The 14561-nt window shown below is 35.2% G+C and carries 13 protein-coding genes; 3 read left to right on the forward strand and 10 right to left on the reverse strand.

The window, feature by feature from the left end; translation table 11 throughout:
* Positions 1–21: 21 nt before the first annotated feature.
* The gene (locus tag DSM00_RS10520; RefSeq protein WP_128757970.1) at positions 22–360 is read left to right on the forward strand and encodes a TM2 domain-containing protein; all 339 of its coding nucleotides are present in this window, start codon (positions 22–24) and stop codon (positions 358–360) included.
* Between the two features lie 70 nt (positions 361–430).
* On the opposite strand, the gene DSM00_RS10525 is transcribed toward DSM00_RS10520, so the two are convergent.
* The 6 genes from DSM00_RS10525 to DSM00_RS10550 form a co-directional block, all read right to left on the reverse strand.
* Positions 431–1468 (reverse strand): phytase, encoded by a 1038-nt coding sequence (locus DSM00_RS10525; protein WP_241652400.1) that lies wholly within the window; start codon positions 1466–1468, stop codon positions 431–433.
* The gene (locus DSM00_RS10530; protein ID WP_128757971.1) at positions 1455–4280 is read right to left on the reverse strand and encodes a TonB-dependent receptor; all 2826 of its coding nucleotides are present in this window, start codon (positions 4278–4280) and stop codon (positions 1455–1457) included. Before DSM00_RS10530 ends, DSM00_RS10525 begins: the two co-directional genes overlap by 14 nt.
* Positions 4281–4444: 164 nt before the next feature.
* Positions 4445–6025, reverse strand: coding sequence for a tetratricopeptide repeat protein (locus DSM00_RS10535; protein WP_128757972.1), 1581 nt, complete (start codon positions 6023–6025; stop codon positions 4445–4447).
* A 128-nt stretch (positions 6026–6153) separates the two neighbouring features.
* Entirely contained in the window at positions 6154–6417 is a 264-nt protein-coding gene (gene rpmA, locus DSM00_RS10540) for a 50S ribosomal protein L27 (protein WP_128757973.1), read from the reverse strand.
* Between the two features lie 28 nt (positions 6418–6445).
* Positions 6446–6919 (reverse strand): 50S ribosomal protein L21, encoded by a 474-nt coding sequence (gene rplU, locus DSM00_RS10545; protein WP_128757974.1) that lies wholly within the window; start codon positions 6917–6919, stop codon positions 6446–6448.
* A gap of 110 nt (positions 6920–7029) precedes the next feature.
* Positions 7030–7485 (reverse strand): DUF4199 domain-containing protein, encoded by a 456-nt coding sequence (locus DSM00_RS10550; protein ID WP_128758094.1) that lies wholly within the window; start codon positions 7483–7485, stop codon positions 7030–7032.
* 208 nt (positions 7486–7693) lie between these two features.
* Between DSM00_RS10550 and DSM00_RS10555 the strand changes: the two genes are divergently transcribed.
* Together DSM00_RS10555 and DSM00_RS10560 are read left to right on the forward strand one after the other, a co-directional pair.
* Positions 7694–9013: a M16 family metallopeptidase gene (locus DSM00_RS10555; protein ID WP_128757975.1), complete on the forward strand. Its 1320-nt coding sequence runs from the start codon at positions 7694–7696 to the stop codon at positions 9011–9013.
* Between the two features lie 49 nt (positions 9014–9062).
* Positions 9063–11135, forward strand: a complete 2073-nt coding sequence (locus DSM00_RS10560; RefSeq protein WP_128757976.1) for a M16 family metallopeptidase — start codon at positions 9063–9065, stop codon at positions 11133–11135.
* A gap of 32 nt (positions 11136–11167) precedes the next feature.
* On the opposite strand, the gene DSM00_RS10565 is transcribed toward DSM00_RS10560, so the two are convergent.
* From DSM00_RS10565 to DSM00_RS10580, 4 genes are read right to left on the reverse strand one after another with little or no spacing between them, the layout of a single operon-like run.
* Positions 11168–12070: a DMT family transporter gene (locus DSM00_RS10565; RefSeq protein WP_128757977.1), complete on the reverse strand. Its 903-nt coding sequence runs from the start codon at positions 12068–12070 to the stop codon at positions 11168–11170.
* Between the two features lie 59 nt (positions 12071–12129).
* A complete protein-coding gene (gene gldD / locus DSM00_RS10570; RefSeq protein WP_128757978.1) occupies positions 12130–12690 on the reverse strand; it encodes a gliding motility lipoprotein GldD in 561 nt (186 codons plus the stop codon).
* 25 nt (positions 12691–12715) lie between these two features.
* Positions 12716–14044: a gliding motility-associated protein GldE gene (locus DSM00_RS10575; protein ID WP_128757979.1), complete on the reverse strand. Its 1329-nt coding sequence runs from the start codon at positions 14042–14044 to the stop codon at positions 12716–12718.
* A 29-nt stretch (positions 14045–14073) separates the two neighbouring features.
* Positions 14074–14541, reverse strand: coding sequence for a single-stranded DNA-binding protein (locus DSM00_RS10580; protein WP_128757980.1), 468 nt, complete (start codon positions 14539–14541; stop codon positions 14074–14076).
* Positions 14542–14561 lie beyond the last annotated feature (20 nt).

Raw genomic sequence — 14561 nt, forward strand, 5'->3', positions numbered from 1 at the left:
CTAATTTAATCACTAAACTCTATGAATTTCAAAATTATTCTTTCACTGGCACTTCTGCTAATGATATCAACAACAACTTTTGCAGGCTTCCCTGTAGAGCGTAAAGCAAAAGTTACAACCGAACTTAACGCTGCCGAAGAAGCTACAAGTGAATTTGTGTCACCTGCTGCTGTTGCAGCAGATCGTCAGACTGTAGCCATATTATTATGGTTATTTTTAGGTGCTTTTGCGGCTCACAGATGGTATTTGGGCAGCCCTATTTTATGGAACATTGTCTTTATTTTAACTGCAGGATTCTTTATTGTAGGTTGGATTATCGACGGTGTTGAAATCATTACCGGTACCTATCCCGGACTCTAACCAAAATAAATAACATTAAAAAAACCCCTCTTAATTAATTAAGAGGGGTTTTTAATTTAATTAGATTCTACTAGTTCAGTTTTGCTAAATCATAGAAATAAAATGTTCCATCATCATTCATCGCAACAAAAAGACCATTTTTAAAGGTTGAGTTTAAAGGTTGAGTTACCACGTCACAACCGTCTGTTTCTGTTGTAGTAAGATTTAAGGCTTTTATGAAGGCATTTGTCTTACGATCATATATATTAAACTGTCCACGTTGTTGATCAGAAACAATAATTATCCCAGAACCATCTTCATATGCGGCAATTGCAATACCCTCAATGTCATCTTGAAAATCTTCAAATCCAAAAGAACTTAATTGATCGTTTCCTTTTTGAGGTTCGGCAAAGTATTTTTTTACACCATCTCCTTCATCAGAATAATATATAAATCCTAAAGCATCATCAACTGCGATCGCTTCTATTTCTTTCTTACCACTAAACTGACCAAATTTCCGTACCAATTCAAATTCAACCAAATCTAAAGACTTAGGCTTAATTTTATATTGATATAGGTACTTGTCTGCAGGACCAGCTTTACGACCCACAATTGCGTAAAGCGAACTATCTATAGCAGATTTGTAAAGACTAACACCCATAGGACTCTGAAAATTCTCATTAGTCTCATCCTCAAATACAGGAAATCCGCCACCATCTAAAGGTTGCATCGCCGGCACCGAATAAATACGTAACATTTTTCGTTCTCGTTCAGTAAAAGCAATAATATCTGTGGTTACAGAATCATTCAATTTAAAACCATATCGAAGATCTACATTATTAGGGCGTTCAATTCCTCTTATTGTCTTTGACTCAATAATTTTACCATTCAGATCAAATGCATAAATAGCACCATCACTTTCTTTATCTGTACCAAAAATTATACTTTGTGAAGGATCTTGAGGATTAACCCAAATTGCCGGATCATCTGTATCGTATTTTACATGTTCAGTAATAATATCTGGCTTTATTTCCGGTAATTGAGATTTACTACTTCCGCAGGCTGCTAAAAGTGAAAAACCACCTAAAGCAAGTATATATTTAAATGCTATCATCTTAAAATAAGTCATATTTTACTCCAAATGTTAAACGGGTGCTGTAATATTCCATTTGCATCGTTCGATCTTTAACCCCTTGATAATAACGTAATGGCTGATTTGTAATATTATTTAAATTGGCATATACCTGTAGGTTTTTTGACAGAAATACAGTAGCGTTAAAGTCTAAGAAAAACTGCTCATCATAGAAACGGTCTTCAAATGCATCGCCGCCAAGCTCATCTATATACGCGTCTGCATAATTACTAGAAAGGCGGGCATTAAACCACTTATCACCGTATGATAAGGAAGCATTAAACATATTAGGCGAAGAACCCGGTAAATCAAGATCACCTCTCATATCTCCATCCGCATTTGCAATTCCTTTAGCTTCAGAATTTAGATATGTATAGTTTGCATAAATTCCGAAATTTTTCAGGAATCCCGGAAGGAAGTCAAGTTGCCTTTGAAATGCAACTTCTGCTCCAAAGATTGTTGCTTTATCTCCATTTAAAGGCTGATACAACTCAATACCATCCTCTTGATCTGTTTTCTGTGTGTAAATAAAATCGTTTAAATTTTTATAGAACACACCTCCGGAAAGAATCCCTACAGATTCAAAATATCGCTCTGCCATAAAATCAAAATTCATTGACGTTGTAGGATTCAACTGCGGATTACCTATAGATATCTCATCATCTTCGCGCTGTCTGTAGGGCACAAGGTCTATATAGTTAGGTCTTGCAATAGTATTTGTCCACGCAAAACGTAATACGGTGGTTTCTGAAGAATTGTATTTGAAATGTACCCCAGGCAGTATATTAGTATAGGAGCTTTCATCGTTAACCTGTGTTACATCTTCTGGCTCATCTACATTAAAACTGTTTCCAGTACTCTCAATACGTGTATTCTCTACTCTAAGCCCTACAAGTACATCAAGTTTATCGGTTATCTTTTGATTGGTCATCACATAACCTGCAAAAACATTCTCGGTAACGTCAAAGTTATCTCCCAGATATTCATCAGGAACAGCTTCTCCCTCAAAATCTGCCATATTATTAAGATCTAAGTTTCCTAAAAATGTAGCTGAAGCAAATACTCCTGGAGAATATTGAGAGCCTGCAAGAAAATCTGAACCTGTATATACGCGCTGATTTACTAGTGACAGATTATCCAGATTGCCAGTAAGAGGGGAATATTCAAAGAAATTATTTTCTCTGTTTTTATTTTTAAAACGACCACGCACACCAAACTTGAGTGTCCCGTTCTCCGTATTAAAAAAGTTCGCAGGAAGTTCAAAATTGGCAAAGAAATTTACATCTTTCTCTTCAGTAAATTGATATTCCTCTGTAAGTTCGTCAAGTTCAAAATCTGTAAAATCTTCAGCAGTTACAGAAGTATGCAGTGGTTTTCTGTTATTAGTTACTGTGTTATTTACTGTATATTCAGATGCATAAACCAGATAACGTTCGTTAGGTCGTTCTTCAGAAGCTTTAGCGAAAGAACCCATCCAGGTAAATTTTAAATTACCAAAAATATGGTTTCCTCCTAAGCTGTAATTTTGCATTCGCTGATCTTCTAAACGTCTGTTTTGTGTACGTCCGCCGGGTATACCTCCTTTAGTTTCTCTCTTAGCCTCAACCGGAAATTGAGAAGGAGTATTATTTGTAAGTTCGAAGTCTCCTACTTCAATATCTTCAGCATCCAAAATTTCAGAAGAATAGGCAAAGCGATTCTCACGATCATCTCTCCAGTTATACATGGTCTTTAGATAAATTTCATTATTCTCGTCAAAATTGTAATCCATATTTGCAGAAAAACTACGTCGTACCCGCTGTACAAGATATTTACGCGTTTCAAAAACCGATGTGTATGGATTAACATCTAACTCTGTCTCCTCACCTGCCGCATCGGTATAGGCAAATGTATTAGACCATTCTGCCTCGACATTATCACTCCCAAAATCATTATCATTAATTGATGCTGAAACTAACCAGCCAAACTTTTTATCTTTTGAGCGATCTCCAATTAAAAAAGATCCACTTAAAATTCGTTTATCATTAATAAAATTTACTCCACTACCTCCCGTAGCAGAAAGTCGGAAACCTTGAGGCGTAGAGCGTGTAACTAGATTAACAGAACCGCCTAGTGCATCTGCATCCATATCTGGAGTCACAGCTTTATTAACCTCGATAGTTTGAATCATATCTGACGGAATCAAATCCATCTGTACATTTCTGTTGTCTCCTTCAGCCGAAGGAATACGGCTTCCATTCAAGGTAACCGAGTTAAGCTGAGGAGCGAGACCTCTTACGATGATGTTTCGTGCTTCTCCTTGATCCATTTGCATCGTAATACCCGGGATACGTTTTGTAGCATCCCCAATATTAGCATCGGGAAATTTACCGATCTGATCTGTAGAGACAACATTGGTTATATTGAGATTATTCTTCTGTGTATTGAGTGCCCGTGCCTGTCCACCGCCACTAAAGCCAGTAATTTGCACATCATCAAGACGTGTTTCTTCAGAAGTTAAAAGTATAGATACGGGAAGGGTCTCCCCAGCAGTAACGTCAATAGGTGTAAATGTATCTTTAAAGCCCAAGTATTTTACTACGATTTGATGATTTCCTTGAGGTACATTTAAGAATGTAAATTTTCCATCTTGATTAGAAACAACTCCTTTATTAAGTGATTCTATCATCACGGCGGCACCGGGAATATTAATGCCGTAATCATCTACAATTACTCCCTGAACAATGCTATTTTGAGCGTACAAATCAGCAAAACCCGAAGCAAAAAACAGCGTTACAACAAGCAACTTTAAGCTGGTAAAAATTCTCATATATTTTGATGTTTAGTATTTCTCAAATTTACCTGAGCCCTTTAAACACCTGCTAAACTTAACGGCAACAAATTGTAAAGAATAGCTTTTTTAGAAGCTACATCAAGGCAACATTCACCTAAAGTTTACACGCACCTAACAATTAGGGAAAATTTAAACCCACCTTATAACTTTAGCATAAAATTGACCAATTCTTCCTGCGTTTCTATAGGTAATTTCTTCCGCAGTCTGTATCGAGCAACACGAACGCTATCTGGAGTAATACGCAAAACCGAACTTATTTCTTTTGATGACAAATCAAGACGCAATAATAAACATAGACGTAGCTCTGTAGCTGTAAGTTTTTGCAAGGCAATGTCACTTAATTTTTTAGAAAAATGGGGATGAATGTCTTCAAACAGATCCATAAACTGCTCCCATTCGTTATCCTGCTCTAAATGTTGATTTAATTGCAGTGCTAATTCATTTATTTTTATGGGTAAATCCATTCGTTTGCGCGTGCTCATTTTTTGCAGGCTTCCAGACACCTCTTCAATAAGTTTATTTTTCTGAGAGATACTAAGACTATATTTTGATAACGTAGCTGTTTTAAGCTGAATTTCGTTCTTAAGGTTTTGCTCTTTAACAGCTTTATTTTCTAGTTCGGCTTCCAGAACACGTTGCTTATAAGCTTGTAGTTTATTTATAATTTGACGTTTACGCTTTAAATAGATAAAAGAGACTAAGCCTGCACCCAATACGGTTATTGCTAAAATAATAATAGCCATTAATCTAGCTCTACTTGCTTTATTTTGCTGTTCTAATAAATCGATTTGTGATTGTTTTTCCCGTGTATCGAATATGGTTTGCAATGCATTAAGCTGATTAAAATTTTGAGAGTAAAACTGCTTTTCAACCAGATTTTGATATTTTAATAAATAAGTATGAGCTTTCTCAAAGTCATTCTTGAAAGCATATGCTTTTGACAGATCTTTATAAGCACTCTCTATCTGATGGGCATTGTTATACTTCAACGCAAGGTCTAATACTTCTAGTGTAGTTGCTATAGATGCATCATATCTCTTTGTCTTTCGGGAGATATCTGCCAGATTATTCAAAGCATTTATTTGAGCTTCATTATTCGAACTTTTAAAATACTGATATGCTTTTTCAAAATGCACATACGCCTTATCATACAACTCAAGATCCTCATAAATACTACCTATATTCTCATTTACTATCGCTTGACCTAGTAAATCATTTTGCTTGCCATAAATCGCAAAACTCTGTTGCTGAAAATTAAGAGCATCATTAAGGTTTCCCATTTTTTCTTTACAAGAACCTATTAAACGTAAGCTTTTAGCTTTCTCATTTAGTAATTTCTCGCGGGTAGAAATATGTAGCGCAGTAGATAAGTATTCTATTGCTTTTGCATAATTACCTAACTCGATATAAACCTCTCCCAGACTATTTTTAATTTGTACTAAAACAACATTATTTTCATTGTTGTTTTGCTTTAATGCCTGAGTGTAGTTAGCAACAGCTTCGGTATAAATTTGAGACTTTTTATAAAAGGACGCCAGGTTTACATAGGCCTCAACAATGAGTTCCCGATCATTGGATTTTAATGAACTGTCTAATTCTGTTTTATACTGGTAGAATAATGAATCTGAAAATCTCCGATAGCTGTCTCGAGCGGCTTCATTTTGTGAATACACAGATGACGCACAACTAATTAGAATAATAATGAGGAAGTGATTTCTCAAAAGTAAAGTTATAACTGCCTAAAGTAGCGTTACCATATTAAATTGACATTAGCTTAACTTTAAATTTTGAGCAAAAAAAAGTCTCTATCATTTGATAGAGACTTTTTTTAAAAAATATAAACTTTTACTTATGCTTCTGCAGCTGGAACTATAGAAACGTAAGATTTATTGTCTTTCTTTTTAGTAAACTTAACAACACCGTCTACTCTAGCGTGAAGTGTATGGTCTTTACCACCGTATACATTTTCACCTGGATGGTGCGTGTTACCACGTTGTCTAACGATAATGTTACCAGCTATAGCTGCCTGACCACCAAAAATCTTAACACCTAAACGTTTTGATTCTGATTCTCTACCGTTTTTCGAACTACCTACCCCTTTTTTGTGAGCCATCTTATTTTAAGTTTTAGTAGATTAATATTTATTTACTTAAAGCTTCAATTAATTCAGCCTTCTTCATTGAAGAATATCCCTCAAGTCCTTGTTCTTTGGCCATCTCTCTTAATTCAGCAACAGTATTGTTACTTAAATCATCAGAAGATTCTTGTTTAGCCTCAGCTTTAGGAGCTGCTTTTTTTCCTCCTTTTAATGAAATATCACCAATTAAGATTTCAGTTAAAGATTGACGGTGACCGTTTTTCTTTCTGTAACCTTTACGTCTTTTCTTTTTGAAAACGATTACTTTGTCTCCTTTTAAGTGACGTGTGATTGTTGCTCCTACTAGAGCACCTTCTATAGCCGGGGCGCCTAAAGTAATGTTGTCACCATCTCCTGTCATAAGAACTTTATCGAAAGAAACATCGTCTCCTTCTTCTCCTGACAAACGGTTTACAAATACCTTTTGGTCTTTTGCAACTTTAAATTGCTGCCCTGCTATCTCTACAATTGCGTACATAGCGTAATGATTAAATAGTTTTTAAAATCTTAAACCTTTAGATTTAAGAGGGCGCAAATATACAGCTATTTACTTACAATACAAACCGATGAGTAAAATTTAAAATAAGATTATTCAGCTTTCTTTTTAGTATTCCAGCTTTGTTTAAATAATTGCATAAAAGACAATGTAAGAACCACACTTGTAGCAAACCCCATTAATGCAACAACTATTACAACACTACCTAGACTTGTATCATAGGTTGTTTCCCATCTATCTAATAACGTTTCTAGATAATCGGGATTTAAATTACCCGCGTACAATGCAAAAAATGCTGTGAATAAGATAGTCGAAACAAACCCTGTTACTACACCTACAGAAAATCCGTCGCTGTATTCAAAGTCTTTACCTTTGCTCAGTTTATAATATTTAATAGCTTCATAAATCCCAAAACCGGTTATAATACCATTGAATAAACTGAAAATAGGATTTGTATGAATTTTAAATAATGCCAATACAAGAAAGTAGGCAATTAAACCCCCGGTGATCGCAACACCAAAACGTATAGGAAGAGCAACTTTAAGCATAATTGAACTTTTGATTTCTATAAAGGTCTTACTTTTTAAATTTAATGTCATTAACACCATGTTAAAAATTAAGGATTATAAGCCTAAAACTTCCTTTAAGTAATAAATTACAACCACTTTATATAGATCTATTAAATTTTATGCAGAATATGTAACGTTTATCTAATTAGACCTACAAATCTGCATAACTAAATTCAAAAAAATAAGCATGAAAAAGACTCTTTTTTCAATGGCTTCAATTCTTCTTTTGAGCATAACTAGCAATGCTCAAGAGGTAGAATTTGAAGAGTATGACTTAGACAATGGTCTACACGTAATTTTACATCAGGACAACAATGCTCCTGTGGTTACTACTGCAGTTATGTATCACGTAGGAGGTAAAGATCGTGAAGACGGTCAAACTGGCTTCGCACATTTCTTTGAGCACCTTCTTTTTGAAGGTACCGAAAACATCGAGAACGGAAAATGGTTTGAAATGGTAAGCTCTAACGGAGGCACAAATAATGCAAACACCTCTCAGGATCGCACCTATTATTACGAAGTTTTTCCTTCAAACAACCTTGAGTTAGGTTTATGGATGGAGTCTGAGCGTATGCTGCACCCTATAATTAAGCAAGGCGGTGTAGACACTCAAAATGAAGTAGTGAAAGAAGAGCGCCGTTTGCGATATGACAACTCCCCTTATGGTCAGTTTTTATTTGCAATTAGCGAACAATTGTTTCAGAACCACCCTTATAAAGATCCTAACGTAGGTTACATGGAAGATCTAGATGCTGCCTCACTTGAAGATTTTAAAGCCTATTTTGACAAATATTATAAACCGAGTAATGCCGCATTAGTAGTTGCAGGAGATATTGATATTGCTGAAACTAAAAAGATGATTGAAGACTATTTTGGCCCTATCCCAAGCGGACCAAAATTAGAGCGCACCTATCCTACCGAAGCTCCTATTACTGAAGCAAAAAGAACACAATTCTACGATTCAAATATTCAGGTTCCTGCAATTCTTACCGCATATCGCACGCCTGGTTATGGAGATCGAGATACGTATGTTTTAAATATGATCTCTTCGTATTTAAGTGACGGTAAAAGCTCTAAGCTTTATAAAAAAATGGTAGATGAGCAGAAACAAGCACTTCAAATAGGAGCTATAAATCTTGAGCAAGAAGACTATGGAATGTATATTATATATGGCTTACCGTTAGGCGAAAATACTCTTGAAGGATTATTAGAAGGGATGGAAACAGAAATAGCTGCTTTACGAGATAATTTAATTTCAGAAAGTGATTTTCAAAAACTTCAGAACAAAGCTGAAAGCAATTTTGTTAATTCAAACGCAAGCGTTGAAGGTATTGCTAGCACGTTAGCCACAAATTATATGCTTTACGATGATACAAATCTTATAAATACAGAAATTGATATCTATCGTTCTATTACACGTGAAGAAATTAAAGAAGTAGCGAATAAGTATTTAAAACCTAATCAACGTGTTGAAGTAGAATACTTACCTAAAAAAGAGGATAAATAAACTGTGTTATTACACTTTATACAGTAACATCAAACAAAATTAAATTCTGATGAAAAAAATTATATTTAGTTTACTTGTAATAGCCGGTAGCTTTGCTGCAAACGCACAAGTAGACAGAAGCACAATGCCAAAGGCAGGTCCTGCTCCAGAAATTAACCTCAGCAAGCCACAAAGCTTTGAATTAAAGAATGGCTTAAAAGTAATCGTTGTAGAAAATCATAAACTACCTCGCGTTGCCTACACACTTACGTTAGATAATCCTCCTATTCAAGAAGGAGAAAAGACAGGAGCAGCAGCTTTATCTGGTGCTTTATTAGGAAAAGGTTCTAAATCTATTTCTAAAGATGATTATAATGAGGAAGTTGATTTTATGGGGGCTCGTATTAATTTTGGCTCACAATACGCTTCAGCAAGTGGTCTTACTCAATATTCAGATCGTATTTTAGAACTACTTGCAGATGCAGCAATCAATCCTAATTTTACCGAAGAAGAATTCAGTAAAGAGAAAGCGCTTCTTATAGATAATTTAAAAACTAATGAAAAGAGCGTTTCTGCTGCTGCGAATACAGCAAGTCGCGCCCTTCTTTATGGAAAGAATCACCCTAAAGGTGAATTTGAAACACCTGCAGGTTTAGAAAATATTACACTTGCTGATGCTAAAGCATTTTACACTAAAGCTTTTATTCCTAATAACGCCTACCTGGTAGTTGTAGGTGATGTAGATTTTAAAAACATCAAAAAATTAGTAACTAAGCATTTTAGTGGGTGGAAAAAAGGCACCGCTCTTCCTTCAACTTTTAAATCTCCAGAAAATGTTGCTGCTACAGAAATCGACTTTATAGATATGCCAAATGCGGTTCAGTCTGAAGTGATTGTTGAAAATTTGGTTTCCTTAAAAATGAGTGATCCTGATTATTTTCCTGTACTAATGGCTAATCAAATCTTAGGAGGTGGCGGTGAAGGCCGTTTATTTTTAAATCTTCGTGAAGATAAGGGCTATACTTATGGTGCATACTCAAGCATAGGGAACGACAAATATGGAATGACATCTTTTAACGCTTCAGCAAGCGTAAGAAATATGGTTACAGATAGCTCGGTAGTTGCATTTTTAGAAGAAATCGATAAAATACGTGAGACTCCAATTTCTGAAAAAGATCTTAAAAATGCTAAAGCAAAATATGTAGGAAGTTTTGTTAGATCTTTAGAACAACCGGCTACAGTAGCTCGTTTTGCTCTTAATATCGAGACAGAAAATCTTCCTGAAGACTTTTACCAGAATTACCTAAGTAAGATCAATGCTGTTACCATTGCCGATGTACAACGGGTAGCAAAAAAATACTTTTTAACCGATAATACACGTATTGTAATTGCAGGAAAGGGCAGCGAAATACTCGAGAATCTGGAAAAAGTAAACTTTAAAGGAAAAATGATTCCTGTTAAATTTTATGATAAAGAAGGAAACAGTGTTGAAAAGCCTACATACGAAGTTGCTTTACCAGAAGGAGTAACTACTGAAACAGTTTTAAACAGTTATCTACAAGCTATAGGCGGTAAAGACAAAGTGGAAGCTCTTCAATCATTAATTATGATGGGTGAAGGTAGCGTTCAAGGCACACCTCTTAAATTGACTATTAAGAAAACTAGTAATGGTCAATTTTTACAAGAAATATCTGTGATGGGTAATGTAATGTCAAAGCAAGTTTTAGATGGCGAAACAGCTATAATTACTGCACAAGGACAAACAATTACTCCTAACGCTGAGCAGGTTGAAGCTTTAAAAGCAGAATCTGCGATCGTTCCCGAATTAGATATGCTTGCTAATGAAACAATTTCCTTAAAAGGTATAGAGAAGGTAGATAGTAAGAATGCTTACGTGATTGCTATAAGCGATAAGAAAAATGCATTTTTTGATATAGAAAGCGGACTAAAATTAAAAGAAGAGACCACACAGGAAATGCAAGGTCAAAGCTTTGTACAAGCTGTGATGTTTAGTGACTATAAAGAAGTAAATGGCGTTAAGTTTCCGTTTATGATGTCTCAATCAATGGGTCCTCAAAATATTGAATTCACTTTTACTGAAGTTAAGGTGAATGAAGGTGTTTCTGATGCAGATTTTAAATAACCGTATTTTTTAATTCAGTATTTAAACCTTACTTAAAAAGACCGACTTAAACGTTGGTCTTTTTTTTGTTTACGGTTAACAAGATAAACTCCAAGAAGTATAATCATAGCTCCCATAAAATGAATGTAGGTAAATAATTCTCCATCAAGCAAACCCCAAAATATCCCTACAACGGGAATTAAGTACGTCACCGAAGTAGAAAATACTGGATTAGAGATTTGAACAAGTTTGTTGAATAAAATTTTTGCGATACCCGTACCTACAACTGCTAATACACCTATATAAATAAGCGACTCTACAACAACTGTATCTGTATAATCTAATTCTCCAACACCTGAATATAAGAGCACAAATAATGCTGGGATTATCATTATACTAAAATTACCTACTGCAATAGCCTTTGACGACACCTCTTGCAATTTTGATTTTATAATGTTTGCATTTCCCGCATAGCAAAAGGCAGCAACAACTACAAAACCAGCAAATAAATAATTTTGAGTAGGATTAACCGCTGCGCCTTTGAGAATTAAAATCGCTCCCCCGGCAAGACCAAGTAAAACTCCCAATACCTGATTTCCCGTAAACGGTATTTTAAAGATCACATACCCCAGAAACATAGTAAACAAAGGAACTAGTGAGTTTAAAATAGAAGCTATACTGCTATCAATTTCTGTCTCTGCGTATGCAAATAGAAATACAGGTAAAAAAGTACCCAATAGCGCACTAAGAGCAATCCACGGCCACTGTGCTTTTGTGATTGTAAACAAAGATTTAAATCCTATAATAAACAGAAAAATCGTAGAAAAAGTAATGCGCAGCGCTCCTAACTGAAGCGGTGTAAGACCCAATAATCCTTTTTTAATAAGTATATAAGAACTGCCCCAGACCAGTGAAAGTATTAAAAGGTAGATCCACTTTTTCTTATCATTTTCCATAATGTAGCTTCTGGCCGCAAAAATGGAATTAATAATTTTAAATCTTCAAACTTGACTAATTATTTCTTCCAGCGTAAGCTCTCCATCAAATGTTTAATATCATCCTTCATATATGCTGCAGCGGGCAAAATACTATCGTAGTTAGGCTTAACATTAAAATAAATAGATCCAGTTATGAAATGTGAAAGACTATCTGTAACGTAAAACTGAGATTGTGAAGCCGCATTACCGGCAACGTCATAAAACATACCATACACCTTATACTCATCATTTAAATACTTCTCTTCAGAAATATTATCGGCTTTTATAACGTGCTCATAGGTGAGCTTTTGAGCATCGGTAAGCAATTGTTTAATATTATTGTTTACAGGCCTATAGGTAAGATATAAAGCTGCATCTAGGTCAGGGTACTCCAAAACTGCAGAGCAATCACTTTTGTACCTTACTACTGCGTTAGCATTTTTCATAAATACATACGCACATGAGTCTGAACTATAAGGTTGGTATTCTGGATGCTCATAGGTAAGTGCCAAAAAAGCATTTGGCTTTGGCAAAACATCTTCTTTGCAGGATAAAAGAAGAGTACATAAAATTAAAAAAGATAGGGCTTTAAAATTCAAAAAAGATAATTATTAGCTTATAAACTTACTCAGTATCTCTAATGGTAAGTTTTATTTGTTTGATTCGCTTTTGATCTATGACTTCAATTGTAAACGCATAATGTTCAAAATTTAGTATTTCATTTTTCCGCGGAAAGCCTTTAGAAATTTCAAGAAGAAAACCTGCTAATGTTTCAGCTTCTCCTTTATTTTCTTCAAATGACGAAGGATCGTCCATTCTCAAAACTTTATAAAAATCTTTGAGCGATGTTTTACCTTCAAAAATATAATTGTTATCGTCTAACTTAGAAAAAATGATGTCTTCATCATCAAATTCGTCACTAATGTCACCTACAATCTCTTCAATAATATCTTCTAAAGATATCAAGCCACTGGTACCGCCATATTCATCTACAACAATAGCTAAGTGAATTCGTTTTTCTTTGAATTCATTTAAAAGATCATCCAGCTTTTTATTTTCAGGGACAAAATAAGGGTCTCTCAAGAGTGTTTTCCAATCAAAGTCCTCCTTATCAATATGCGGAAGCAAATCTTTTACATATAATATTCCTGATATATTATCTACGTTTTCAGAATAAACCGGAATTCTAGAATATCCATTCTCAATGATTAACGGAATGATTGTCGCATAAGACAACTCTCCATTTAATGCAAACACATCCATTCTGGGTTTCATAACCTGCTTTGTGTCTGTGTTTCCAAAACTCACAATACCCTTAAGTATCTTTTGCTCTTCTAGTGAAGTATCTTCCTCACTGGTAAGCTCTAAAGCCTGCCCTAGTTGGTCAATACTTATATTGGCTTTTTGTTTTCCTAAACGATCTTGCAACAATAAGGTTATTGATCGCATTGGTGTACTTAGTGGCGAGATGATAAAATCTAAAACCATCATAGGATACGCCATCTGGTTAGAAAATTTAACCTTATTACGGCTGGCATAAACTTTAGGCAATATCTCTCCAAACATTAATATTAGAAATGTAATACCTAAAACCTCAACTAGAAACCTCAAGTCAAGTACCCATACTTTTATACCCGATAGTCCAGAGAATAGCGTCTCTCCAAGACCCGTGAAAATTAGCACAATCGCAATATTTATAAAATTGTTTGCAACCAGAATGGTGGCAAGAAGCTTCTTTGGCTTCTCCAGAAGTCTAATTACAAGACTTTGCTTTCTGGATTGTTTATCTGGATCTAACTCAAGATCTGCCGGAGTAAGAGAAAAAAATGCTACTTCGGTTCCGCTAATCAATGCAGAACAAATAAGCAAAATGAGCACTGCTACAATTTCAATAACTGTAGTTAAAGAAAAGTTTTGTTGTATAAACAGCAAGCTTGGGGGGTCGGGATCCAATTAAATTATGGTATTTAGTTTTTTAATACTTAAAAAGGAAGGTCATCTTCTTCCTCATCTATAGACGGTGTTACCGGAGAAGGAGCTGCTTTAGAACTTGTTGCAGCTGCAGGTCTGTTTTGCGCAGGTTGTGAATTTGCTGCATCCATCCCACCGCTATCTTTAGGAGTAAGAAAAGTAAAGTCTGTACATTGAATTTCTGTACTGTACCGTTCTGTACCAGCTTCATCAGTCCATTTGCGGGTTTTAATGCGCCCTTCGATGTAAACCTTATCTCCTTTCTTAAGGTACTTCTCACAAATCTCTGCTCCTTTATTACGCACCACGATATTATGCCACTCGGTAGAACTTACTCGTTCTCCCGAAGTTTTATTAGTATACGTTTCATTTGTCGCAAGCGGAAATCGACCTATACTACCACCACCTTCAAAATAGTGCATCTTCACATCATCACCTGTGTGACCTATTAACATTACTTTATTGAGCGTGCCTGACATAATCTTTATTTTTAAAGCTC

The organism is Leeuwenhoekiella aequorea, from assembly GCF_004104375.1.
Lineage (GTDB): Bacteria > Bacteroidota > Bacteroidia > Flavobacteriales > Flavobacteriaceae > Leeuwenhoekiella > Leeuwenhoekiella aequorea.

Bases quoted from the DNA above. Each gene is read 5' to 3' on its own strand.
- DSM00_RS10520 (WP_128757970.1), top strand. From the start codon at position 22: ATGAATTTCAAAATTATTCTTTCACTGGCACTTCTGCTAATGATATCA.
- DSM00_RS10525 (WP_241652400.1), bottom strand. From the start codon at position 1,468: ATGACTTATTTTAAGATGATAGCATTTAAATATATACTTGCTTTAGGT.
- DSM00_RS10530 (WP_128757971.1), bottom strand. From the start codon at position 4,280: ATGAGAATTTTTACCAGCTTAAAGTTGCTTGTTGTAACGCTGTTTTTT.
- rpmA (WP_128757973.1), bottom strand. From the start codon at position 6,417: ATGGCTCACAAAAAAGGGGTAGGTAGTTCGAAAAACGGTAGAGAATCA.
- rplU (WP_128757974.1), bottom strand. From the start codon at position 6,919: ATGTACGCAATTGTAGAGATAGCAGGGCAGCAATTTAAAGTTGCAAAA.
- DSM00_RS10550 (WP_128758094.1), bottom strand. From the start codon at position 7,485: ATGCTTAAAGTTGCTCTTCCTATACGTTTTGGTGTTGCGATCACCGGG.
- DSM00_RS10555 (WP_128757975.1), top strand. From the start codon at position 7,694: ATGAAAAAGACTCTTTTTTCAATGGCTTCAATTCTTCTTTTGAGCATA.
- DSM00_RS10560 (WP_128757976.1), top strand. From the start codon at position 9,063: ATGAAAAAAATTATATTTAGTTTACTTGTAATAGCCGGTAGCTTTGCT.
- DSM00_RS10565 (WP_128757977.1), bottom strand. From the start codon at position 12,070: ATGGAAAATGATAAGAAAAAGTGGATCTACCTTTTAATACTTTCACTG.
- DSM00_RS10580 (WP_128757980.1), bottom strand. From the start codon at position 14,541: ATGTCAGGCACGCTCAATAAAGTAATGTTAATAGGTCACACAGGTGAT.